We start from the raw sequence: 24,137 nt of genomic DNA, 5'->3' as shown, positions 1-24,137 counted from the left end.
AGCTTATCAGCCGCCCCTTTTCTTTTAAGGACTATGAAAAAAGATTTATTTAAAAAAATAGTTTCTTTCTTAGCTGCTCTATTGATGATATCAGTATTGACCTTTCTCTTGGCCAAGCTATCCTCGGCGGATCAAGCAGAAAATTATCTAAGGGTATCTAAGATTCAAGTGACTCCTCAATCCTTGGAAAAAGCCAGAGATTATCTGGGACTCAATCAGCCTTGGCCCCAGCAGTATCTAGGTTGGCTGACTAAGGCCCTTCGTGGGGATTTTGGAACATCTTATCTCTTAAAGGTTCCTGTCCTGCCCTTGGTGCTGGAGCGTTTCCAGTCGACCCTTTCTCTGGGCTTGACATCCTTTGCTCTCATTTTGCTTACGTCCATTCCTTTGGGGATTTTTAGTGCAGTCTACAAGGGTTCTCTCTTTGATAAGGTCACTCGCTTTCTATCCTTTTCCAGTGTTTCCATGCCCAGCTTTTGGCTAGGTTACATGCTGATTGTAGTTTTTGCTGTTCAGCTCAGATGGCTGCCAGTTTCGGGCAAGCAGGACCTTAGCAGCTTGATTCTTCCTAGTCTGACCCTCAGTATGTCATTGATTGGCCAATATACTGCTTTGATCCGCAAGGCCGTGCTGGAGCAGATGAACAGTGTTCATGTCGAAAATGCCCTCCTGCGCGGAGTCAGTAAGTTCTTCCTGGTCAAGAATCATCTCTTGAGAAATTCACTGCCAGCTATTGCGACAGGCCTGAGCCTGACCTTGGTCTATCTTCTGACAGGATCCTTAATTGTCGAAGAAGTCTTCTCTTGGAATGGTGTCGGTTCCCTCTTTGTAGATGCGCTGCAGTCTGTGGATCTGCCCATTATCCAGTGCTGTATGCTTTTATTTGGCCTATTATTCTTGGGAAATAACATTCTAACCCAGCAGCTGCCGCTCTGGATAGATCCTAGAGTCAGAAAAAGGAGGAGCAATGTCTAAACGATTTATTTTTTCAAGTGTCATTTTGCTGGTCCTCTTCATCTGCGCTCTCTTTGCTCCCTATCTATCCTCTTTTGATCCCCAGCATGTGGAGATTTCAAATAAACTAATGGCACCTGACGCTGTTCATCTGCTGGGGACCGATCAGCTGGGCAGAGATGTCTTGTCTCGTCTGCTGCACGGGGCTCGTTATTCCCTCTTTTTATCCTTGACTATCAGTCTGCTGGAAGTGGTTATCGGTGTGGCAGTTGGCTTGCTGATTGGATGGTACCAGGGAAAGGCGGAAGCCACCTTCTTATGGTTTGCAAATGTTATTTCCGCCTTTCCTAGCTTCCTGCTATCGCTAGCTACAGTTGGGATATTGGGACAGGGAATGACCAATATGATTCTAGCCATTGTCATCATAGAGTGGGTCTATTATGCTCGGGTGACGGCCAATCTGGTCAAGAGTGCCAAAGAGGAAGCCTATGTTATTTCTGCCCAGACCATGGGACTCTCTCAGATTCATATTCTCAAAACTCATATCCTGCCCTTTATCTACAAGCCTATTTTGATTATTGTGCTGATGAATATTGGGAATATCATTCTCATGATTTCTGGCTTTTCCTTTCTGGGAATCGGTGTCCAGCCCAATATTACCGAATGGGGTATGATGCTGCATGATGCTAGAAGCCATTTTCAAACGGCAACTTGGATGATGCTGGCGCCCGGACTGGCTATCTTTCTGACTGTGGTCGCCTTTAATCTATTTGCCGAATGCTTTGAAGAGAAAGGCTGGAAACAGATATGGAAAAAATAGCAGTAAAGCAACTGACAGCCCAGATTGAGGGAAAGACCATACTGCAGGACATCAGCTTTGAAGTGGAGGCGGGTCAGTCTCTGGTCATCATTGGGGAGAGTGGTTCTGGTAAAACCCTCTTAACCAAGATATTGATTGGCCAGCTGCCTTTATCCTTGAGCATGCAAGGAGAAGTTCACTATGGCTACATGTCTCTGGAGCGCAACTCTCTCAAGGACTGGCAGCAGCTGCGGGGGAGACGAGTGGCCTATATGTCTCAAAATCCGATGGCTATGTTCAATCCTTTTCAGACCATTCAAAGTCATTTTTGGGAAACCCTGCGCAGCCATAGCAAGATTTCAAAGAGCGCTTGTCTGACTAAGGCCCTAGCCTCTATGAAAGAAGTCAGACTGGGAGAGCCGGAAGAGCTTTTGAAGAAATATCCTTTTGAGCTCAGCGGCGGTATGCTGCAGCGGGTCATGTTGGCTATCTTGCTTTGCCTAGAGCCAGAGACCATCATTTTGGATGAGCCTACTTCGGCGCTGGATATCCACAATCGCGAGCAGATTATCCTCATCTTAAAGGAGCAGTTGGCTAAAGGAAAGACCCTCATCACAGTGACTCATGACTATCATTTGGCGCGGGAGCTGGGAGGCAAGATGCTTGTCATGTATCAGGGGGCTATCATGGAGGAAGGGCCGGTGGCTAAGCTCCTCGAAAGTCCTTCGCAGACCTATAGCCAAGACCTTATCTTAGGAAATCCATACGAACGGTTGGTGAGACAAGATGCTGGAATGTAGACATGTTTTTAAAAAATTCGATGGCAAAATGGTTGTCAAAGACTGTAACTTCTCCGTCCAGAAAGGTGAAATAATCGGTCTGATGGGCGAGAGCGGCAGTGGCAAGAGTACACTGGCTAAATTGCTGATTGGTCTAGAAAAGCCCAGTCAAGGCCAGGTCTTACTGGATGGTCAGCCCTATTCAGTCAAAAAATCTGGCGTGAGAATTTTACTGGTCTTTCAAGACTCGCTCCATTCGGTCAATCCGCACTTTACAGTCGAGCAGGTCTTGACAGAGGCCCTGCCAAAGGATGTGGCTAGAGAAGAGGTAGAAGCCATTCTAGAAGACGTCGGTCTGGATAAAAGCTATCTAAATCAGCCTGCCCGCCAGCTCAGTGGCGGCCAACTCCAACGGATTTGCATCGCCCGCGGCCTGCTCTTAAAGCCAGATATTCTTATCTTTGATGAGGCTCTGAGCGGTCTGGATCCCATTGTTCAGGGAAGGTTGTTACGCCTCCTATATGATTTGTGGGAGAAATACCAGCTGACCTATCTTTTCATCTCACATGACTTCAAGCTGAGCTACGCTCTCTGCCATCGGATTTTGGTCATGGCAGACGGGGAAATCGTTGACGAGATAAAGGACTTTGAGCTTCCTATCCAGGCTCATCACCCTGTGACAAAAAAGTTGATAGGCGACAAGGGACATTTTAGCTGACGAATATCTTAACTAGCTGATCTATTTTAAAATTAAAAATAAAGGAACATATATGAAACGTACTTTTGAAACGAGAAAACTTTACTTCGGCTTTCCAGTCTTCTTTTTAGGCTATAAGGACGATGTGCACGGCTATAATATTTCGACTTCAAGCTCGGTTTATTCCTTGGGCAGCATGATGGTTATTGCCATGCGTACCAAGGGGAATGCCATTACAGAGATTACCAAGCACCAGCAATTCACAGTCAATGTCCCAGAGAAGGATTTGACCAAAGAGTCTGAAATTGCTGGCTTCAACAGCCGCAAGGACAAGTTTGCCCTGACAGGTCTTAGCTACACAATCGGCGAGACTGTGGATGCTCCGCTGGTAGACCAATGCCCTGTATCCATTGAGTGTCAGGTGCTGGATATGGTCGAATGCGGTGCCTTGACCAATGTCATCGCCCGTGTCACTCGACGCGTGGTAGATGAGGAGTTGATTGATGAGAATGATGCTTTCCGCAGCGACCGCTTTTCCCCTATCAGCTACATGGGAGATGGTGATGGACGGCTTTACCGCTATTTCAGCGACGAGTCAGTCAAGATGGGCTCCATTATCAAAGAAATCCGAAAACAAGAAGAAAAATAAAGAAACCGCTGAGATTTGAAGAATCTCAGCGGTTTAGTTTTCTATCACAAGTTTTTCTTCTAGGCCAAATTTCTCTAGAAAACGACCTTGCTCTTCTTGGATTTGCGGTGTTGGATTTTTGATGCCCATGACCAGTTCTATCATTTCTGGATGGACCTCACGCACCAGCTGACTCAGAGCCCAGATAGCTGTAGCGACATGAATGGGATTTTGCCCCTTGTCAATAATTTCCAGCATTTTGGGAATAGCAGAGCGGTCATTGGCATTTGCCAGAGCCATAATGGCATTGCGCTGCAGGATATTTTTCCCCCGCCAACTGCCAGCCACATGACCGAATTTCTCCTTAAACTGACCGTTGGAAAGCTCCAAGAAAGGCAGGAGCTCCGGATGAGAAAGGTCGGGATCAATCTCTGTTGCGAGCGGATTGTCCAAGCCTTTATTATAAGGACAGCAAATTTGGCAGATATCACAGCCATAGATGACAGTCTTAATCTTCTTGCGAAATTCCAGATCCATGACGCCCTTGTCCTGAGTCTGAAAGGATAGACAACGCTTGGCATTCATGCTGCCGTCACCAATCAGGCAGGAAGTGGGGCAGGCTGTCACACAGCGGTTGCAGTCTCCGCAGCCGTAGTCGACGGGCTGATCAGGCTCGATGTCCAGATTGGTGATGAGCTCTCCTAAAAACATATAGGAGCCAAATTCCTTAGAGATGACCAAGCCGTTCTTGCCGATAAAGCCGATTCCTGCTCTCTGGGCTACAGCGGTATCGACCAAGGCGCCCGTGTCCACCATGCCCTTGTATTCAAAGTCAGCGGTTAGTTCTTCGATTCCCTTGGCAAGCCGGTCCAGCTTGTCCTGTAGGACATAGTGGTAGTCCAGCCCCCAGCTGTTAGGGGTGAATTTCCCCCGTTTATAGGCCGTTTTCTGAGGCTGCTGCTTGAGCTTGTGGGGGTAGGCGACCGCGATAGAGATGATGGTCTTGGCTGAGGCTAGACTGAGCTTGGGCTTGATCCGTTCCTCGATGTTTTTATGTTCAAATCCTGAATTTCGCCCTTCGTCTACAGCCAAGCGCAGCGACTTCTCCAGATAGTCGAAATCATCCGCTGTCGTAAAACCAATCTTAGAAATCCCAATTTTTTTTGCTAAGTTAATAATTTCTTCTTTGATGTTCATCCTTATTATTATAGCGGAAAAATGCCAACTTGGCGAATGATTGAGAAAGGGAACTATCCTATAGAGATATACCTATAGTTTTATAAGACTTCCTTAGCCTATATACTGTATGATATAATGAAATGTGGAATTTTTTTATAGAAAGTTCCACAAAGTTTAGGGGAAATTTTATAAAGTTAAACAATGGGAGTTTACAAAATGAAAAAGAGATATTATGAATTTTTGAATGTTCTTGTTACGGATTGTAATCCAATCAAAAACTTAGATTTTTATAAGGCTGGTTTAGTTGAGTTATTTTTTATCTCACTGGTATTTATCGTTTCTATTTTCTTACGCGGGGAGATGCATCACCTGAGCATGATAGTCATGAATTTTACTATTGTTCACACGCTTATCTTGTTCCTGGCCTTTTTACTCTTCCAAAAGTTTTTTGATACCAAAGCCTTGCAGCTCATTCCGACCAGCTCTTACCTATTTCTGCATTTTGAATTGCTTTTTTGGGGCTCCATCTTTTTTGGTGAGAACCACTTAGCATTTTTTATGATTTTTATCATACTCAGCTTGTCTTATCAGTTGATTAATTTGCTCTATCAGATGGTGATCGTTTCAAAATTGAGATATTTTGAACAGAAACAAAAAATCAATATTTTGCAGATTCACGCCATCGTCCTGTGCTGCTTGTCAGCAGCAGTAGCAGTCATCACTCGCTTGTTTATGCTGTCAGGAATCTATATGATTATTGCCTTGGTAGGCTTGAGCATCGCATTGACGCCCTTGTATCTATTGGGCTATGCACAAGTTTTCACAGGCTGGAGAAATCAAGTGCCTGAAAAATGGTAGAATTAAAGGGGATTGTCTGTCTAGTCTTGAATACGTTAGGTTTCCTCTAACACATTGATTGAGAAGATTAGAGTATATGCATTTTAATCAGTAAGGTAGAGAAATAATTTTTCTCTGCCTTTATTTTTTACAAATCTGAAAGCGCTTCATTGACAAAGTCAATCAGATAGTTTATAATATAATAACAGTATAGAAAATGGCAAGGAAGCCTGATTTGATCGCAATGAAGCGAGTGTTTCAGAATCAAAGGGGTTTTCTATGCCATTTTTTTGCGCACTATTATTTTTTATGGAGGATTGTTTCTATGCGGACAAAAGGAATTGTGCTGCTTTGTAGTTTGGCTTTGCTTCTGGGAGCTTGTCAAGCGGGGAATAATAAGACGACGACGGAGTCATCCTCGGCTAAGACAGAGACAACGGATAAGGACAAGGCTAAGACTTTGGATAAGGGCGTTTGGGAAGACAAGCTTTATGCCCGCCTGACTAAGCTCATCAAGGAGAATGGGAACACCAGCTCTAGCTATGATAAAAATAAAAAGCCTTATGCCGTCTTCGACTGGGACAATACGACCGTCATTAACGACATTGGCGAAGCAACCTTTACCTATCAAATTGAAAATCTAGCCTTTAAGATGACGCCGGAAGAATTTGACCAAGCAGTACGGACCAATATACCGAGCGACGATTTTGTTGAAGATTTCCATAACAAAGATGGTGAACCAGTGAACATTGACAAGATTGCGGCTGACTTGCTTTCTGATTACACGGCTATTTACAATAGCTATAAGGGAATGCAAGGAGACAAGTCTCTGGAAGAAGTCAAAAAGACCGATGAATACCAAGACTTTGCTGCTAAACTCCGCTATCTTTACGAAGCGATTGGTGACACCTTCAGCTCTGACATCAGCTATCCATGGGTGACCTACCTCTATGCAGGTATGACTTCTGAAGAAGTTCAAGCTCTATCTGAAAAGTCTATTGACCAAGCTCTTCAAGACAAGCTGACTTCTGAAACTTGGGAAAGTCCAGAAGGATTGAAAGGTGAGTCAGGCCAAATCACTGTGACCTTCAAGCGCGGTGTTCGCTCGGTCAAGGAAATGCAAAATCTCTATAAGACTCTGATGGCTAACGGCATTGATGTCTATATCTGCTCAGCGTCTTATATCGATGTGATTATCCCTTATGCTAGCAATTCTAAGTATGGCTACAATATTCCTAAAGAAAATGTTACTGGTATGCGCCTGAAAAAGGATGATAAGGGTGTGATTCAGCCGGAATACGATACCAACTATGCTCAGACTCAAGGTGAGGGCAAGACAGAGACCATCAAGAAGCTGATTGCTGTCAATCATGACAATCAAGAACCAATCCTGATTGCTGGTGACAGTAATGGTGATTATGCTATGCTCAAGGATTTCCCTAAACTGCAAATGGGTATTATCTTCAATCTTTTGAGAGATCCTAGCAAGGGAATCGGTCTTTTGCAAACTAAGGCAATTGAAACTTACGGCCAGGAAGATGCCCTTTACTACCTGCAAGGCCGCGATGAAAATAAAGGTGTACTGCTCAACGGCAGGGAAACTATCAAACTAGATAGTAAGGAAGCCCAGCTCAGTAAATAGCGGGCAGTCCCCTGTCATAGAGAGGAATGGATGCAAGATATGAAAAAAATCATGTTTGTCGGTCCAGTCGGAGTGGGTAAGACTACTCTGACCCAGCGACTGAAAGGTTTGGAGCTGACCTACTTTAAGACTCAGGCTATTGAGTTCTATGATGCCATCATTGACACGCCCGGAGAATTTCTCCAGCATCGTAAGTATTATAATGCTCTGAACGTGACAGCAACAGAAGCTGATGTGATTGGTCTCTTGGTGGCGGCTTCCAATCAGATGCAGACCTTTCCTCAAGGATTTTCTTCCCTCTTCAATAAAGAAGTGATTGGCATTGTCACCAAGATTGATATGGCTGATAAGGAAGAGCAGATTGAAAAAGCACGGCGGCAGCTGAAAGCGGCTGGAGCCAAGGAAATTTTTGAAATATCAGCGACGGAAAACGAAGGAATTGACCGTCTCCAGGCTTATCTGGAGGCAGACTAAGGACGAAAAAGCCGAATATGGTATACTAGATTCTAACAAGGAAACGAGGAAGGGATGTCTATTTATGAAAGTAGAGCACGGTGGAAATGCGGCAGCTTTGGCTGAGGAATTTGGTTTTTCTCTAGAAGACTGTCTGGATTTCAGTGCCAATATCAACCCTTTGGGGATTTCTCCGCGGCTGAGGGCTTGTCTGACCGAGTCCATTGATTGGCTGGTTCATTATCCAGACATCAGCTACAGCCACTCCAGAGAGCTTTTAGCACATCATCATGGCCTAGAAAAGGACAATGTCCTGCTGGCAAATGGTGCGGTAGAAGTCTTTTATGAGCTGGCCCGCTTCCTGCGTCCAAAAACGGTCCTGACTCTGAGCCCTACTTTCATGGAATATGAAAAAGCCTTTTCGCAAGTGCAGGCTAAGGTGGAGCGCTTTAGCCTACCTTCTCCATCCTATGAGTGGAATCTAGCTGATATGATGCCAGCCTTGGATTCACTGGCTGCAGGTGACGCTGTGCTCATCTGCAATCCTAATAATCCGACGGGTACCTTGATTCGGCGTACTGAGTTAGAAAAGCTGGCTGAGGACCTGCAGGAGCGGCAAATCTTTTTGATACTGGATGAGGCTTTTATGGACTTTCTGGACGATGAGGAGGACTATAGCTTCGTTTCACGTCTGGCCACCTATCCAAATGCAGTAGTGGTGCGGTCTCTGACTAAGTTTTATGCTATTCCTGGTCTGAGATTGGGCTATGCTCTCAGCTGTCATCCGACTTGCTTTGATGAGATAGAGGGGAGCCGTGCTCCTTGGTCGGTCAATGCCATGGCGGATCACGCCCTGCCTGTCCTTTTGGAAGACCAGGCCTATCAGCAAGCTACCAAGGAGTGGCTTCGAGTAGAAAGAGATTTCCTTTTTCAAGGACTGACTGCATTTTCACAGCTTCGGCCGGTCAAGCCTAGTGTCAACTATATCTTCTTTGAGTATCTAGGTCGGCTGGACCTGCGTCAGGAGCTTCGGCAGAGAAAGATTTTCATCCGTTCCTGTCAAAATTATCATGATCTGACAAAACGGCATTACCGCATAGCCATCCGCAGCCATCAGGAAAATGAACAGCTTCTGGCTTGTCTGACAGAGGTCTTGGCGAAAGAGGCTCCTTATGACTAAGGCAATCGTGTCTTGTCCAGGTTCCTGCGGTGAATTATTTCAAGGTTTAGTAGGAGAGCAGGAGGTTCTGCTCTCCTATGGGATTGAGAAGCGAAGTCGAGTGAGATTGGACGGGGCTTCGTCTCTCGCAAGGCAAGCTCAAGGTGAAAAGGTACGACGAGCTTTGGAGCTCCTACCTGAGCCCAATGTTTTCTCTTTTGTTCAGGAGTCAGACCTGCCCATCAGCAAGGGCTATTCTAGCAGCACAGCTGATATGATTAGCTGCCTGCAGGCAGTTGCTCTGGGACAAAAGCAGCCTCTAAAGGCGACAGATTTGACGCGTCTCTGTGCCAAGATTGAGCCTACTGACTCGGTGGCTTTTGCGGACTGGACGGTTATTAATCCCCTGACTGGTCAAGTTGTCTGGCAGACAGACTGGCGACCGGAGCTCTATGTTTATATCTTGGAGCCTGTGGAGATGGTGACAACTCTTGACTTGGTTCGGATGAAGGACAGTCCTAGCTATCCAGCTGAGGAGTCTAAGTGTTTGCTTCCTCTCTTTCAGGAGGCTTGTCAGGAGAAGAGTTTGGAAAAACTTGGCCATTTAGCGAGCTATAGTGCTTTGTTGAACAACCAACGGCTATCCAAACCCTATCTGAAAGAATTACTGAATTTGGTAAAAAAATACCAATGCTTAGGGCTCAATGTTGCCCATAGTGGTACATTGGTTGGTTTGTTGCTGAACAAGGAACAGCTAGAAGTCTTTCCCAAGCTAGAGGCTGAACTAGCTCGCTCAGCCAGTGGGGCTTATTATCAGACTCGGACCTTGAGCAGGATTATTTTTGAAGGGGTGCAGCCGGTCAGGGAGGAGACAGACTAGTTTGAAAGACTTAGAAAAAATTATTGAACAGATTCTTCCGTTAGACAAAGACAAGATTCAAGAAGGCCAGTGCTACTGTGATCAGCTAGGAAAGCCACCAGGTTCCTTGGGAAAGCTCGAGACTATCTATGCTCGCTTGCATGCTATGTTTTCTGATCCAATTGATTTGGAGAAGAAGATTGTCCTCGTCTACGTGGCAGATAATGGCATCGTGGCTGAAGGCGTTTCTGCCAATCCTCAGGAAACGACCTATACTGTTGCTTGCAATATTCTAGCAGGGAAGTCAGGCTTGTGTGCTATTTCTAAACATGCAGGTTCAGACATCTGCCTGGTAGACATTGGCTGCAAGAAGGATATCTTTGAGGAAAATAAGGACAAGGTTTGTCATGGGACGCGCAATATGCTCAAGGAGCCGGCCATGGCCCGCGAGCAGGCTATAGCGGCAATTCTAGTCGGCTACAAGAAGACAGAGGCCCTAATCAAAGACGGCTATCGTCTCTTTGGAACAGGAGAAATGGGGATTGGCAACACCACGACCTCAGCTGCTGTCATTGCAGCGGTTCTCGGCCTTAAAGCAGAAGACGTCACAGGCTATGGAGCTGGTCTGACTCAGGATATGAAGGCTCATAAAACGGCTGTTATCCAGCAGTGTTTGGATTGCCACGCTCCTTATGGAGATATTCTGGATCTGACCGCTAAGCTTGGTGGGCTGGATATGCTGGCTATGGCAGGCACTCATCTTGCCTGTGCCCGCTATCGGCTGCCATGTGTAGTGGATGGCCTTATCTCTCTGACGGGGCTTCTGATTGCCCATCAGCTGACTCCTCATGTCTTGGACTATACCTTTGCTTCCCATGCTTCGACGGAGCCTGCTTACAGACTGGTCAGTGACTTTCTAGGACTGGAGCCTATGCTTTTGCTGGATATGCGGCTAGGTGAAGGCTCGGGCTGTCCTTTGGCTTTCTTTCTGCTGGAAAATGCTGTTTACACCATGGAGCACATGCCAACCTTTGCAGAAGGCAGCTTGAAAGAAGAAGATTATGTTGATATTCGCAAAAATGTGACTTAAAGGAGGAAAAATATGCAACTCTATACAAAAACAGGTGACAAGGGCTTGACCAAGCTAGTTGGCGGCCAAAGTGTCGCCAAGGATGCAGAACGAGTTAATGCTTATGGAACCATTGATGAGCTTAACTCTTGGATTGGTTATACTATTACCAAGCTGGACAAGGATGATAAGCTGAGAGATGAGCTGCTCCAGCTGCAGCATTATCTCTTTGACTGTGGTTCAGACCTCTCTACACCAAAGGGAGTTTACCCTTATAAGGTCGATCAGCAGCTGATTGACTGGATTGAGGAGAGGATTGATACTTACGCAGAAATTCCACCGGCTCTGGAAAGGTTTATCCTGCCGGGCGGTGACGAGATTGCTTCCATGATTCATGTGGCTCGGACCATTGCAAGACGGGCAGAACGTCATATCGTAGGGGCTATGTGGACTACGGAAATTAACAATAATGTCCTGATTTTTGTCAACCGTCTATCAGATTACTTCTTTGCCTTGGCTCGAGTAATCAACTTTACCAAGCATCAAGAAGACATCGCCTACGAAAGAGGTGCTAAGGTCTTCCACAATATCACCAAGGCGGATGTTGAGCGTTGGGCTAGCAAACGCCAGTGACAAAAAGAAACAGAAAAAGTTCTGTCTTTCCAAATTGACTTTTACCAAGTCTTGGAAGGACAGAACTTATTTTGATCTTCTAAAAAAGAAAGCCGCTTATACATCATCGTATCTTCATGCTAAGCTTCGTTGATTAGCACTAGCTTTCCAATTATTGACTCTGCTCCTTTGCAGAAAGACAAGAGAAACCTCATCTTTAGAAAATTAACGTACTTAAACGTAGAGTCAATAATGGAAACTAAGCTAAAATGTTTGTTCCAAACTGACATCACTACCTTACATCGAGGCATGAAATCTACTAAAATTTAAGAATAAAGACCTGACTTAAAGCTGAAAAGCTTATCACAGTGGCGGGACCGCGCTGGATTTGCACCAGACTTCCATACCCTTAAAAGTACTAAAATCAATTTCCTAGTAACTAAATTGTAACACCTTTCACAGGGAATTACAAGGAAAATGAACTAAATTTTAATAAAAATTTAATTCTTCAAATAAACTTGGCTTTGTAAGGAGATTCGGCAGTAAAAATTTCTTATATTAATGACTTTTTCATTGCCTTGAAAGCGCTTTTGTGTTATAATTCAATATAGTACAAAGGGGTACTGAAGATAAATAAGCAATGAAGCTATATGAAAATGCTGTGACGTGTGTAGGGGAGCAGTCTTATTTTCATATAGTTTCTTTTTGTTTAAAAATAGATACAACAGAAAGGAGAAAAGATGTATAAGATTTCCTATAAGACTGAATTGCATGTGGGCAAAGGCGCTCTGCAGCAATTAAGCCATTATAAAAACGAGCATATTCTAGTCGTTGCCGATCCTTTTTTGAAGACATCTGGCACGTTGGATGCCATTTTAGCCAACTTTGATGACAGCAATGACATTGTTGTTTTCACAGACATTGTGCCTGATCCGCCAATCGAAACGGTTGTGGCTGGTATCAAGAGTGCAGGAGACAAGCCAATCAGCATTGTGCTTTCTATTGGTGGCGGATCTGCCATTGATGCTTCCAAGGCTATGTATTATTTTGCCAAGAAGCAGGGTGCCTTCTCAGAGGCTATTCTCATCGCCATTCCGACAACAAGCGGAACTGGATCTGAAGTAACGTCCTTTTCTGTCATCACGGATGCAGAGAGAGGTACCAAATATCCTTTAGTGACCAAAGAAATCCTTCCGGATGTAGCTATCTTAGATGCGGATTTGGTTCTGTCACTTCCTGGTAACATCACGGCTGACACTGGAATGGATGTACTGACCCATGCCATTGAAGCTTATGTATCGACCAAGGCTACGGACTTCTCTGATGCCTTGGCTGAAAAGGCAATTAAGCTGGTCTTTGAATACCTGCCTAAAGCCTACAAAAATGGTCAGGATGTAGAAGCGCGTGAAAAGATGCATGCAGCATCCACTCTGGCTGGTATGGCCTTTAACACAGCTTCTTTGGGTATCAATCACAGTCTGGCACATGCGGCAGGAGCTAAGTTCCATGTACCTCATGGTCGTTTAAACAGTATTTTAATGCCCCATGTCATTCAGTATAATGCTGGTATCGAATTCAACAATCGGAACCGGCAGGCGACAGACAAGACTGTAGCAAGTCGCTATCAGGATATTGCCAAACTACTGGGATGCAGTGCTTCAAGCCCTGTGTCAGGAGTGAGACAGCTGGTTGAAGCTATCAAGAAGCTGCAGAGAAAGTTGGAGATGCCAACTTCTCTCAGAGAATATGGTGTGAAAGCAGATGCTTTTGCTCAGTACAAGGTAGAAATTTCAGAAGCTGCTCTGCATGATGGCTGTACTCCGACTAACCCTCGTGTCCCTACGGCAGAAGAACTGCTTAAAGTATTAGAGAAAGCGTTTTAATCCTCTGAATTGCTGTTATGCCAAAATTATTGTATAATGATTAAGAGCATGCAGTACACTTCTGAACGTTTAAAATCATGAAGAAGGTTTACTAAATTGGAAGAAAAACAAAGAATGATACAGGAATACGTTCCTGGGAAACAAGTGACCTTGGCGCACCTTATCGCTAATCCTGATGAAGTCATTTTTGAAAAATTGGGATTGCAGGCAGAAATCAAGGATGCGATTGGAATCTTGACGATCACTCCGAGTGAAGCGGCTATCATTGCGGTTGATATTGCGACCAAGGCTGCGGATGTTCAAGTTGGTTTTGTGGATCGTTTCAGCGGCTCTGTCGTGATGACAGGTGACGTTTCTTCTGTTGAGGCAGCTCTCATTGCCGTTTTACAAGGTCTGGAAGAGATTTTGGGCTTCTCCAGCACTGTCGTAACGCGGACATAAAAAATCAAACTGTCGAGGGGAAGTATGAAAGGCAGAATACTAATTGTTGATGATGATCCAATTGTAAGATTAGATATCCGAAATATATTAGAAGAAGCTGATTATGAAGTGGTGGCTGAGGCGTCCGATGGCTTTGAAGCTATTGATTTGTGTCAGAAATATCGTTGTGACTTGGTCATGATGGACATCAAGCTTCCGCTTCTGGATGGCCTGACAGCAGGTAAGAAGATACTCGAAGATGCTTTAGCCTACAGTGTGATTCTACTGTCAGCCTACAGTGATGAACACTATGTTCAAAAAGCCAAAACTAATGGGATTAGTGCTTACTTGGTTAAACCTTTGGATGCCAAGTCCTTGATTCCAATGGTAGAGGTCTGCATTGAGAAGGGCCGTCAGTTGCAGCAGATGTCCAATGAAATGGTCAAGCTGTCGAAAAAGATAGACGATCGGATTGTGATTGAAAAGGCCAAAGGCTTGCTGATGGCTCGTGATCATTTATCAGAGCCAGAAGCTTTCAAGCGCATTCGGACAATTAGTATGCAAAAGAGAGTGCCGATGATTGAGATTGCCAAATTGCTGGTGCTCCAAGATGATGTGTAATGATGTATAAAGATAAGATAAAGCAGCTTTGTCAGGAACAGACAAATTTGGATGAGGCTGATATCGAGCATCTTGTCCAACAGGCTGACGAATTATTGAAAAACTCAGCTTATGCTAATGAAGATGTCTTCATTGACGTAAAGAATATCTTTTCGGAACATGCCATTGTCATCTTTCACAAAAAACCGGAAAGCAAGCTCAGCTTGTACGAAAAATCGGTCGTAGGTGCTATGGCTTACCTGGAAAATGAGCCAGGTGTTATCCGGACCTTGGAGACGGGCGCTCCCTCGATTGGGCTTTCGGCCAGATCGCAGGAGGGCTTAGCCATCCACCAGACGGTCTTTCCGATAGTGAGAGAAGAGCGCGTCATCGGAACGCTGATTATCGAAAAAAATGCTCCTCAGACTTTACCGGACCACTTTTCTTTGGATAAAGAGGACGACGATTTTGGGTTGCGGAGCACTCCTGAGATTTCAGCTCAAGAGCAGTTTGTTTTATTTGATCATATTGACGAAGCTTGTCTGGTCTTTGACCAGCAGGGCTATCTCAAGTATTTCAATCAAGCAGCTGCCGATTCTTATCGCCATAAGCTGGGCTATATGGACTCGATTGAGGGAATGAACTACAGCAATCTGGTCTTAGACAGTCTGACTTTTGAAGAAATCCAGCAACTGGGACCGCAAGCCCCTCAAGAAAAACCTCACCAAGTTGAGGTACATTATGGCACTTATTGCTTTTTGGTCAAACGCTATCTGCTGGCTGAGAGTGAAAATGTGGTCATGATCTGTAAGGATATTACAGACATCAAGGAAAAGGAAGCACAGCTCTTAACCCATACAACTACCATTCGTGAAATGAACCATCGGGTAAAGAATAACTTGCAAACCGTTGTTTCCTTGCTGCGACTACAGGCTCAGCAAAGTCCAGGAGCAGACACAAAAAAAGCTCTTAATGACAGTATGAATCGTGTGCTCTCCATAGCAGCGACTCACGAGCTCCTGTCTTCTCAGCAGGATGACAGCATTCAGATTGAGCATCTGCTGAAGAGAGTTATCGAAAATGTTCAGCGCTGTTTTTCCGGGCATAAGGAAATAACCTTGACCTACAGCCTGGAACCGGAACTCTGTCTCGACAGTAGCCGGGCCACTTCACTGGCGCTAATCGTCAATGAATTACTGCAGAACAGCTATGAACATGCTTTTAAGGACAAAAAAAATCCAGAAAAACCGCAAATCCGTTTGCAGGTTGGACTTAAAAATGATATAATAACTTTAAAAGTACTGGATAATGGTAGCGGTTACAACCAAGAGCATTCCTTTGAAAATCATCTGGGTCTCCTCTTGGTGGAACGCTTTGTCCAAGGAAAGTTGTTTGGAACCTTGTCTATCCACTCAGACCATGAGGGAACGGCAACGACCATTCGTTTTAAAAAATAAATACTACCAGACTAACAATGATGTCAGTCGAAAAAAGCAATGACGCTTGAAGAATGTAAATGAACTCTGTTTGTTTGCATTGCTTTGAGCGTCTTTTTTTGGAGGTTTTTAGTATGTCAGATAAAATTTTGAGTGTGGGGCTCGATATCGGGACAGCCACTACACAGCTGATCTTGTCAGAGCTTACCATCGAGAATATTGCTTCTGTGTTTACTATTCCTCGTGTCTATATTACAGATAAAAAAGTTCTTTATAAAAGTGAAATTATCTTCACACCAATTTCGGATCAACTTTTGATCGAGGTAGATAAGATCAAAAACTTTGTTCTGAATGAGTATGCGAAAGCAGGCATTCAGAAAAAAGACATTCAGATGGGAGCAGTCATCATTACTGGTGAGACAGCTCGCAAGGAAAATGCCAGTCAGGTGCTCCAAGCACTGAGTGGCTACGCTGGGGACTTTGTTGTTGCGACTGCTGGTCCAGACCTTGAGAGTATCATCGCTGGTAAAGGGGCCTGCAGCCATCAATATTCTCAAGAGCATCATACATCAGTAGTCAATATTGATATTGGTGGGGGGACTTCCAATCTGGCAGTCTTCCGAGAAGGAGATGTGATTGATACAGGGTGTTTTGATATCGGAGGTCGGCTGATAAAGATGGATCCGCAGACCCAGCGGATTAGCTATATTGCTCCAAAACTGCAGACTATCATTGCAGAGCAGGGGCTTCAGCTGGCAGTTGGTGAAACGGTCCATCGAGCTGATTTGGATCGGCTGATTCAAGAAATGGTCTCCGTATTAGAACAGTCTGTAGGAATTGACAATCACAGTCCTTACTATGAGCTCCTACAGACCAACCACGGTCTCAAGTTGAACTATGATCTCCACTGCGTATCTTTCTCTGGTGGTGTAGCTGATGGAATATACTTGGAAACTACCTCGGCGGATGATTTCCGCTATGGGGATATCGGTATCTTGCTAGGCAGGGCGCTGAGCAAATCCAAGATTTTTGATCAAAAGAAAGTCATCCAGTCAGCTGAGACCATCCGGGCAACCGTTGTTGGAGCGGGCAGCCATACGACCGATGTCAGCGGCAGCACCATTACCTACATCTCCGATATCCTTCCTATTAAGAACATTCCAGTTCTCAAGCTGGCAGCTTCTGATGAGCATGAGGACAAGGAGGGGCTGCAGCAGATTATCAAGGACAAGGTGGCCTGGTTCACACTGGAAAATGAAGTCCAGCAGGTGGCTTTGGCAATCAATGGAGAAAAAAGCCCAAGCTTCGCCCGGGTTTTGGAATACGCAGAGGCTATTGTCAAGGGAATGAGCGAAAGCATTGAAAAGAAAATTCCGTTGCTAGTGGTGGTCAGAGAAGATATGGCCAAGGTTCTAGGTCAATGTCTCTTTGCTCAGTTGCCTAAGGATTATCCATTTGTCTGCATTGACTCAGTGGATGTCCAGAATGGTGACTATATCGATATCGGTAATCCAGTCATTGAAGGATCGGTCTTACCGATTGTCGTGAAAACATTGGTGTTTAATTAAACTTTTATTTACACAAAGGAGGAAGTAATCCATGATTTTGAAAACAAAATTGTTTGGTCGGCTTTACGAATTTAAATCCGTAAAAGAAGTGCTGGCCAAAGCCAATGAGTACAAATCCGGGGATCAGCTAGCCGGAGTAGCAGCAGAATCTGCTGAAGAGCGTGTCGCTGCTAAGGTTGTACTAGCTCAGCTAAAACTGTCTGATTTGTTCAATAATCCAGTAGTGCCTTATGAAGAAGATGAGGTAACACGGATTATCATCGACGACGTCAATCTTCGTACTTACGAAAAGATTAAGAATTGGACAGTAGAAGAACTGCGTGAATGGATCTTGGATAACAAGACTAAGAACGTAGACATTCAGTGGCTGTCTCGTGGGTTGACTTCTGAAATGGTAGCAGCGGTTGCTAAGTTGATGACCAACTTGGACTTGATTGTAGCTGCCAATAAGATTGTCATTACCAAACATGCCAATACAACGATTGGTATGCCGGGAACCTTCTCTTCTCGTCTTCAACCAAACCATACCACAGACGATCCAGACGGTATCATGGCTTCTACTATGGAAGGTTTTGCTTATGGATGTGGGGATGCTCTCTTAGGATTGAACCCAGTAGACGACTCAGTAGAAAGTACCAAACGGGTCTTGCATAAGTTTAACGACTTCATCGAAGAGTACAAGATTCCAACTCAGCACTGTGTACTAGCTCACGTTACTACTCAGATTGAAGCCATGAATCAAGGTGCTCCGACAGGATTGGTCTTCCAGTCTATCGCTGGATCTGAAAAAGGAAATGAAGCCTTTGGTTTTGATGCTAAAATCATTCAAGAAGCTTGGGATACAGCTCTGAAAGTGGGAACAGCTGCTGGACCGAATGTCATGTACTTTGAAACAGGTCAAGGTTCTGAACTTTCATCTGATGCTCACCATGGAGCAGACCAAGTGACTATGGAAGCTCGTTGTTATGGTTTTGCTAAACGCTTCGATCCATTCTTGGTAAATACCGTTGTTGGATTCATCGGACCTGAGTATCTTTACGATTCTAAGCAGGTTATCCGTGCTGGTTTGGAAGACCACTTCATGGGCAAACTGACCGGCATCTCAATGGGTTGTGATATCTGCTACACTAACCACATGAAGGCTGACCAAAACGATGCTGAAAATCTCTTGGTTCTTCTCGGAGCAGCTAATGTTAACTACATCATGGCGATTCCTCATGGTGACGATATCATGCTTAACTATCAAACAACTGGTTACCATGAAACAGCAACCATGCGTTCACTTCTCAATAAACGTCCGATTAAGGAATTTGAAGAGTGGATGGAAAAGATGGGCTTGATGGAAGATGGCCACCTGACAGAAATCGGCGGAGACGGCTCCATCTTTATGAAATCAAATTAGCAAGGAGGAAATCATTGTGGATGAATTGCAATTAAAAGAAATGATTCGCTCATTGTTAAATGAGATGGGCGGCGACTCAGCTGTTAAAGAAACAGCAGCGACTGACCAGAACAAAGCTGAAAAACCTGCGGTTTCTCTGCAGGAAGAAGTCAAACAAGACACTTCAGTGATTGAAGATGGCATCATTCCAGATATAACGGAAGTAGATATTCAGGAACAGTTCTTGGTTCCGAATGCCATCAATGAAGAAGCCTACCGGAAGATTAAGAAATTTACTCCGGCACGTCTGGGCTTATGGCGGGCAGGTGATCGTTACAAGACACAAAGTGTTTTGCGTTTCCGTGCAGACCATGCGGCAGCTCAGGATGCGGTCTTCTCCTATGTCTCAGATGACTTTATCAAGGAAATGGGCTTCATTCCTGTACAGACTAAGGCGACTACTAAAGATGAATACTTGACACGTCCAGATTTTGGCCGGGTCTTCCCAGAAGATCAGCAGGCTATTATCAAGGAAAAATGCAAACCTAATGCTAAAGTTCAGATTGTCGTTGGTGATGGTCTTAGCTCATCAGCTATCGAGGCTAACGTCAAAGACTTCCTGCCAGCTCTGAAGCAAGGTCTGAAAATGTTCGGGCTGGACTTTGGCGAAGTACTCTTTATCAAGCATGCTCGGGTTGCAGCTATGGACCAAATCGCAGAGCTGACTGGAGCAGAAGTTATCTGTATGCTGGTCGGTGAGCGTCCAGGTCTGGTAACAGCTGAGTCTATGAGTGCTTATCTGGCTTACAAGCCAACAGTTGGTATGCCAGAAGCGAAACGGACCGTTGTTTCCAATATTCATAAAGGCGGAACACCAGCCGTTGAAGCTGGAGCCTATGTAGCAGAAATCATTAAGAAGATTCTTGATAATAAGAAATCAGGAATTGATTTGAAATAATAGGAGGTAGTGGCTTTGAAAAATGATCGATTAGGTGCAAATGTATTAAGTGCCCTTCTGATTTCAAACGTGGATGCAGGTTTGGCAGCTTCTTTGGAGCTTAAACCACATCACAGAAGCCTGGGAATTATCACTTCTGACTGTGATGATGTCACTTATGTAGCCTTGGATGAAGCAACCAAGGCAGCAGATGTCGAAGTGGTCTATGCTCGCAGTATGTATGCTGGTGCAGGCAACGCTTCAACTAAGCTGGCTGGTGAAGTCATCGGTATCTTGGCTGGTCCAAACCCAGAAGAAGTTCGCAGCGGTCTGGATGTAGCAGTCTATGAAATCGAAAATGGGGCTAGCTTCTACAGTGCTAATGACGATGACAGCATTCCTTATTTTGCACATTGTATCTCTCGTGCGGGTTCTTACCTGTCAGAGGGTGCTAATGCAGAAGAAGGAACAGCAATTGCTTACTTGATTGCTCCACCAGGTGAAGCAATGGTGGCACTGGATGCGGCTTTGAAAGCGGCAGATGTGCAGGTTGGAGCCTTCTACGGACCACCAAGTGAAACCAACTTTGCCGGCGGACTTCTGGTCGGATCACAGTCAGCATGCCGAGCTGCCTGCGACGCATTTGCGAATGCAGTTATCGCAGTAGCAAATGATCCTAAAAGTTATTGATTAGGAGTTGATTAAATGGCAGATAGAGCACTAGGTTTAATTGAAGTAAAAGGTTATCTAGGTGCTGTAGTTGCGGCAGATGCGGCTTTGAAGGCTGCCAATGTATCATTGCTTAATATTGAAACGGTCAAAGCTGGTTTGAATACGGTTCAATTGATAGGCGATGTCAGTGCAGTCCGCTCAGCGGTTGATGCAGCAGTTGAGTTGGTACAGGATAAACCTTACTATCTGGCCAGCCATGTAATTTCTAGGCTGGATAATCAGACAGACCTTCTCTTTGTACCAAAGAGAAATAGTAAAACAGCTAAAAAAGAGATTGCTTCTACGGCGGAAACAATCCCTTCAGAAAAAATCGAAGAAAAGCCTCAGCCTGTAAAGGAAACTAAGGCTGAACCGGCAGAGAAGCTTGAAGGAGAGACAAGGATCTACACCAGAGAAGAACTGGAAAAACTAAAAGTCGTCGAACTACGCAGCCTTGCCTATCATCAAGAAGGTATCCGTCTCAGCAAGAAAGAAATCAAATTTGCCAACAAGAAACTTCTCGTTGAGACTTTGATGGAAACAATAGGAGAGGAGTAATTGCGGATGTTTTTAGAAGATAAAGATTTGGTATCGATTCAGGAAGTAAGGAATTTGATTCGGGATGCAAAGAAAGCCCAAGCAGAACTTGCTAAAATGAGCCAAGAACAAATTGATACCATTGTAAAAGTAGTAGCGAAAGCTTGTTATGATGAGCGTGAACGCCTAGCTAAGATGGCAGCTCAGGAAACAGGCTTTGGCCGCTGGGAAGACAAGGTGTTGAAAAATGCTCTTGCTTCCAAAGGTATTCTTGAAGAAATCAAGGATATGAAAACGGTTGGGGTTCTCAGCGAAGACAAGGAAAAGAAAGTCTTGGAAGTTGGAGTTCCAGTCGGTGTCATTGCTGGCTTGATTCCATCAACCAACCCGACCTCAACGGTTATGTATAAGGCTTTGATCGCTTTGAAGGCAGGAAACAGTATCGTCTTCTCTCCTCACCCAAATGCTCTTAAGTGTATTGAGGAAACAGTGGAAATCATCAAGAAAGCTGCTAAATCAGCTGGATGTCCGGATGGAGCTATCAGTGCGATTCATCGGGTATCCATCGCAGCTACAAATGAGTTGATGCGACACAAGGATACAAATCTGATTTTGGCGACTGGCGGAAATGCCATGGTCAAAGCAGCTTACTCATCTGGTACACCAGCAATCGGTGTAGGTCCTGGTAATGGTCCAGCCTTCATCGAAAGAACAGCAGATGTGCCAAAAGCAGTTCGTCAGATTTTGGATTCTAAAACCTTTGACAATGGTGTGATTTGTGCATCTGAGCAGTCTATCATCGTCGAAGAAGATATGAAGGAAAAAGTTGTAGCAGAGTTCAAGAAACAAGGTGCTTACTTTGTTCCAGCAGAAGATGCTAAGAAACTAGGATCCTTCATTATCCAGCCGAGTGGCGCGATGAATCCGAAAATGGTTGGTAAAACACCGCAAGTGATTGCTGAGTTAGCTGGTATTTCAGTTCCAGCTGATGCTCGGGTCTTGATTGCAGAAGAAACAGGCGTCGGCAAGCAGTATCCATATTCTATGGAAAAACTGGCTCCAGTCTTAGGTTTCTACACTGTCAAGGACTGGTTGGAAGCTTGTGAGCTGAGCATTAAGATCTTGCATCACGAAGGTGCAGGCCACACTCTTGCTATTCATAGTCAAAACGAAGAAATTATTCGTGAATTTGCACTGAAAAAACCAGTATCTCGTCTGCTGATCAATACGCCAGCAGCTCTAGGTGGTGTCGGTGCAACGACTGGTCTTTTCCCAGCCTTTACTTTGGGTTGTGGAGCTGTGGGTGGCAGCGCGACATCTGATAATGTCAGCCCGCTCAATCTCTTCAATATCCGTCGTGTAGCTTACGGTACATCAGAACTGTCAGACCTGCGACAAGCAGAAAATATGGCAGTGGAAGAACCAAAAGCAGTAGCAGTTGACGGATCAAACGAAGAAGAACTGGTAACCTTGTTGGTTCAACGCGTATTGGAAAAACTAAAATAGTCAATATTAAACATTATAATTGGAGGATACAATCATGGCAAACGCAAATGCATTAGGAATGGTAGAAACAAGAGGACTTGTCGGCGCAATCGAAGCAGCTGATGCAATGGTCAAAGCCGCTAACGTAACTTTAGTTGGTAAAGAACAAGTCGGCGCTGGATTGGTAACAGTCTTGGTTCGTGGTGATGTCGGCGCAGTCAAAGCAGCGACAGATGCTGGAGCAGCTGCAGCTGAAAATGTTGGTGAATTGATTTCAGTTCACGTAATCCCACGTCCACACGCAGAAGTAGAAGTAATCTTGCCTCATCAAGAATAAGATTACAGACTTTCGGATAAAATTAAAAACAAGAAAATAATCGGAGGAAATAAACATGGCAAACGCAAATGCATTAGGAATGGTAGAAACAAAAGGACTCGTCGGCGCAATCGAAGCAGCTGATGCAATGGTCAAAGCCGCTAACGTAACTTTGATTGGTAAAGAACAAGTCGGTGCTGGTTTGGTAACTGTAATGGTTCGTGGTGATGTCGGCGCAGTCAAAGCTGCAACAGATGCTGGAGCAGCTGCAGCTGAAAATGTTGGTGAATTGATTTCAGTTCACGTAATTCCACGTCCACATGCTGAAGTGGAAGTCATTCTGCCCAAATAATCTGGGACAGATAAATATTTGCTGAAAGGGCCTGTATTGTAGCGTTTAGGCCTGATACAGGCCCTGAGGTAAATAGAATACTCAGTGAAAATGAAGCTTATGGGCAGCAGCCCGATACTAGACAGAAATGTTGATTTTCAGAGAGTATCAGATTGATTTTCACAGAGTATCAACGGAGTAGAAGGATGTGAATACATGTCAGTTTTTACAGAAGCTAAGATCAGAAAGCTTTATAGAGAATCCGTTCTCGCTGATAACGGTGTCTTTGAATTAAACAAAGATGAAAAACTGACGCCAGCAGCCAGAGGTTTTCTCAATGATCACCATATTCGAATTGTCTGTTCAGGTCAGACCAAAGGGAAAACAGCCTCAGCTGCTGATGCTATCAGGGTGCCGATTACAAACCTTGAGGACTCTGCTGTGTATCCACGACTATTTAGACTGACTAAACTTTATACTTGCTTTTTGAAGAACCAGAGAGAATTGCATCAGGCTTTTCAGGATGAAAAGTGTGAGCAAGTTGGCCAACTATTGAACATAGTAGAACAAATCGTCGGCCATCATATTCTGGATGATATTTCTGATTACCAGACAGACCTGCCTAGCAATGCAGAATTGCAGGCCATTCGGGTCAGTCGACAGCTCGATCAAGAAACGGTTATGATGAGTTATCAAGAGCCGACTTGGCAGCTGAATTGCTATGAAACATATATCGAAACGACCCTCCTGCGCAAAGAATTGGAGCAGGCTGCTGATGGTGACAGAGATCAATTTGCTTGTAAGGTTTCTCAATTATTAAAATCAATTGAAGTCTTGCTCTGGTTGATAGCAAGCTAATAACAAG

General features: G+C 44.6%; 26 protein-coding genes and 1 riboswitch. Of the genes, 25 read left to right on the top strand and 1 reads right to left on the bottom strand.

Going from position 1 to position 24,137, the window contains the following annotated elements:
• The first annotated feature begins 33 nt into the window (after positions 1-33).
• Genes K4H96_RS03515 through K4H96_RS03495 form a run of 5 tightly spaced genes read left to right on the top strand, consistent with a single transcriptional unit; the run spans position 34 to position 3,878 of the window.
• Positions 34-975, top strand: coding sequence for an ABC transporter permease (locus tag K4H96_RS03515; protein WP_032908233.1), 942 nt, complete (start codon positions 34-36; stop codon positions 973-975).
• Complete coding sequence (locus K4H96_RS03510; RefSeq protein WP_002925733.1) at positions 968-1,774, top strand: ABC transporter permease; 807 nt, start codon at positions 968-970, stop codon at positions 1,772-1,774. Before K4H96_RS03515 ends, K4H96_RS03510 begins: the two co-directional genes overlap by 8 nt.
• Complete coding sequence (locus K4H96_RS03505; RefSeq protein WP_223337427.1) at positions 1,762-2,553, top strand: ATP-binding cassette domain-containing protein; 792 nt, start codon at positions 1,762-1,764, stop codon at positions 2,551-2,553. The genes K4H96_RS03510 and K4H96_RS03505 overlap by 13 nt, the downstream gene beginning before the upstream one ends.
• Positions 2,540-3,250 (top strand): ABC transporter ATP-binding protein, encoded by a 711-nt coding sequence (locus K4H96_RS03500; protein WP_223337428.1) that lies wholly within the window; start codon positions 2,540-2,542, stop codon positions 3,248-3,250. Before K4H96_RS03505 ends, K4H96_RS03500 begins: the two co-directional genes overlap by 14 nt.
• A gap of 52 nt (positions 3,251-3,302) precedes the next feature.
• Positions 3,303-3,878 (top strand): flavin reductase family protein, encoded by a 576-nt coding sequence (locus K4H96_RS03495; RefSeq protein ID WP_002915845.1) that lies wholly within the window; start codon positions 3,303-3,305, stop codon positions 3,876-3,878.
• Between the two features lie 33 nt (positions 3,879-3,911).
• Here the strand turns inward: K4H96_RS03495 and queG are convergent, their stop codons facing one another.
• Entirely contained in the window at positions 3,912-5,054 is a 1,143-nt protein-coding gene (gene queG, locus K4H96_RS03490; protein ID WP_223337429.1) for a tRNA epoxyqueuosine(34) reductase QueG, read from the bottom strand.
• Positions 5,055-5,237: 183 nt separating this feature from the next.
• On the opposite strand from queG, the gene K4H96_RS03485 reads away from it, so the two are divergent.
• From K4H96_RS03485 to K4H96_RS03390, 20 genes are all read left to right on the top strand, one after another.
• Entirely contained in the window at positions 5,238-5,894 is a 657-nt protein-coding gene (locus K4H96_RS03485) for a lantibiotic ABC transporter permease (RefSeq protein ID WP_223337430.1), read from the top strand.
• A gap of 304 nt (positions 5,895-6,198) precedes the next feature.
• Positions 6,199-7,515 (top strand): HAD family hydrolase, encoded by a 1,317-nt coding sequence (locus K4H96_RS03480; protein ID WP_032909496.1) that lies wholly within the window; start codon positions 6,199-6,201, stop codon positions 7,513-7,515.
• Between the two features lie 39 nt (positions 7,516-7,554).
• Positions 7,555-7,989 carry a EutP/PduV family microcompartment system protein gene (locus tag K4H96_RS03475; protein WP_080555538.1) on the top strand — a complete coding sequence of 145 codons (435 nt, stop codon included), beginning with the start codon at positions 7,555-7,557 and terminating at the stop codon, positions 7,987-7,989.
• 64 nt (positions 7,990-8,053) lie between these two features.
• A complete protein-coding gene (cobD, locus tag K4H96_RS03470; protein ID WP_223337431.1) occupies positions 8,054-9,148 on the top strand; it encodes a threonine-phosphate decarboxylase CobD in 1,095 nt (364 codons plus the stop codon).
• Complete coding sequence (locus K4H96_RS03465) at positions 9,141-10,007, top strand: GHMP family kinase ATP-binding protein (protein ID WP_223337432.1); 867 nt, start codon at positions 9,141-9,143, stop codon at positions 10,005-10,007. The genes cobD and K4H96_RS03465 overlap by 8 nt, the downstream gene beginning before the upstream one ends.
• A gap of 1 nt (position 10,008) precedes the next feature.
• A complete protein-coding gene (gene cobT, locus K4H96_RS03460; protein WP_223337433.1) occupies positions 10,009-11,076 on the top strand; it encodes a nicotinate-nucleotide--dimethylbenzimidazole phosphoribosyltransferase in 1,068 nt (355 codons plus the stop codon).
• Between the two features lie 12 nt (positions 11,077-11,088).
• Positions 11,089-11,688, top strand: coding sequence for a cob(I)yrinic acid a,c-diamide adenosyltransferase (locus K4H96_RS03455; RefSeq protein WP_002932314.1), 600 nt, complete (start codon positions 11,089-11,091; stop codon positions 11,686-11,688).
• A gap of 260 nt (positions 11,689-11,948) precedes the next feature.
• Positions 11,949-12,097, bottom strand: a riboswitch (adenosylcobalamin (AdoCbl) riboswitch).
• A gap of 310 nt (positions 12,098-12,407) precedes the next feature.
• Positions 12,408-13,550, top strand: coding sequence for a 1-propanol dehydrogenase PduQ (locus K4H96_RS03450; protein ID WP_002896393.1), 1,143 nt, complete (start codon positions 12,408-12,410; stop codon positions 13,548-13,550).
• A 96-nt stretch (positions 13,551-13,646) separates the two neighbouring features.
• Positions 13,647-13,991: a BMC domain-containing protein gene (locus K4H96_RS03445; protein ID WP_002898216.1), complete on the top strand. Its 345-nt coding sequence runs from the start codon at positions 13,647-13,649 to the stop codon at positions 13,989-13,991.
• Between the two features lie 24 nt (positions 13,992-14,015).
• Positions 14,016-14,591, top strand: coding sequence for an ANTAR domain-containing response regulator (locus K4H96_RS03440; RefSeq protein WP_002898214.1), 576 nt, complete (start codon positions 14,016-14,018; stop codon positions 14,589-14,591).
• The gene (locus K4H96_RS03435) at positions 14,591-16,027 is read left to right on the top strand and encodes a sensor histidine kinase (protein ID WP_223337434.1); all 1,437 of its coding nucleotides are present in this window, start codon (positions 14,591-14,593) and stop codon (positions 16,025-16,027) included. The genes K4H96_RS03440 and K4H96_RS03435 overlap by 1 nt, the downstream gene beginning before the upstream one ends.
• A 113-nt stretch (positions 16,028-16,140) precedes the next feature.
• Positions 16,141-17,574 carry an ethanolamine ammonia-lyase reactivating factor EutA gene (gene eutA / locus K4H96_RS03430; RefSeq protein WP_049544267.1) on the top strand — a complete coding sequence of 478 codons (1,434 nt, stop codon included), beginning with the start codon at positions 16,141-16,143 and terminating at the stop codon, positions 17,572-17,574.
• Between the two features lie 31 nt (positions 17,575-17,605).
• On the top strand, positions 17,606-18,976 hold the full coding sequence (locus K4H96_RS03425; protein ID WP_002903902.1) for an ethanolamine ammonia-lyase subunit EutB: 1,371 nt from the start codon (positions 17,606-17,608) through the stop codon (positions 18,974-18,976).
• A gap of 16 nt (positions 18,977-18,992) precedes the next feature.
• Entirely contained in the window at positions 18,993-19,913 is a 921-nt protein-coding gene (gene eutC, locus K4H96_RS03420) for an ethanolamine ammonia-lyase subunit EutC (protein ID WP_002919542.1), read from the top strand.
• Between the two features lie 15 nt (positions 19,914-19,928).
• Positions 19,929-20,582 (top strand): ethanolamine utilization microcompartment protein EutL, encoded by a 654-nt coding sequence (gene eutL, locus K4H96_RS03415; RefSeq protein WP_009659835.1) that lies wholly within the window; start codon positions 19,929-19,931, stop codon positions 20,580-20,582.
• 15 nt (positions 20,583-20,597) lie between these two features.
• Positions 20,598-21,161: a BMC domain-containing protein gene (locus K4H96_RS03410; RefSeq protein WP_223337435.1), complete on the top strand. Its 564-nt coding sequence runs from the start codon at positions 20,598-20,600 to the stop codon at positions 21,159-21,161.
• A 6-nt stretch (positions 21,162-21,167) separates the two neighbouring features.
• Entirely contained in the window at positions 21,168-22,646 is a 1,479-nt protein-coding gene (locus tag K4H96_RS03405) for an acetaldehyde dehydrogenase (acetylating) (RefSeq protein WP_002901059.1), read from the top strand.
• A gap of 34 nt (positions 22,647-22,680) precedes the next feature.
• Positions 22,681-22,962: a propanediol utilization microcompartment protein PduA gene (gene pduA, locus K4H96_RS03400; RefSeq protein ID WP_002898203.1), complete on the top strand. Its 282-nt coding sequence runs from the start codon at positions 22,681-22,683 to the stop codon at positions 22,960-22,962.
• A gap of 55 nt (positions 22,963-23,017) precedes the next feature.
• Positions 23,018-23,293: a propanediol utilization microcompartment protein PduA gene (pduA, locus tag K4H96_RS03395; RefSeq protein WP_002896373.1), complete on the top strand. Its 276-nt coding sequence runs from the start codon at positions 23,018-23,020 to the stop codon at positions 23,291-23,293.
• 195 nt (positions 23,294-23,488) lie between these two features.
• Complete coding sequence (locus K4H96_RS03390; protein WP_223337436.1) at positions 23,489-24,130, top strand: hypothetical protein; 642 nt, start codon at positions 23,489-23,491, stop codon at positions 24,128-24,130.
• Positions 24,131-24,137: the final 7 nt, after the last annotated feature.

Source organism: Streptococcus sanguinis, assembly GCF_020729765.1.
Lineage (GTDB): Bacteria > Bacillota > Bacilli > Lactobacillales > Streptococcaceae > Streptococcus > Streptococcus sanguinis_Q.
Note: the sequence above shows the minus strand (reverse complement) of the source record. Positions and strands in the feature narration are given on the sequence as shown.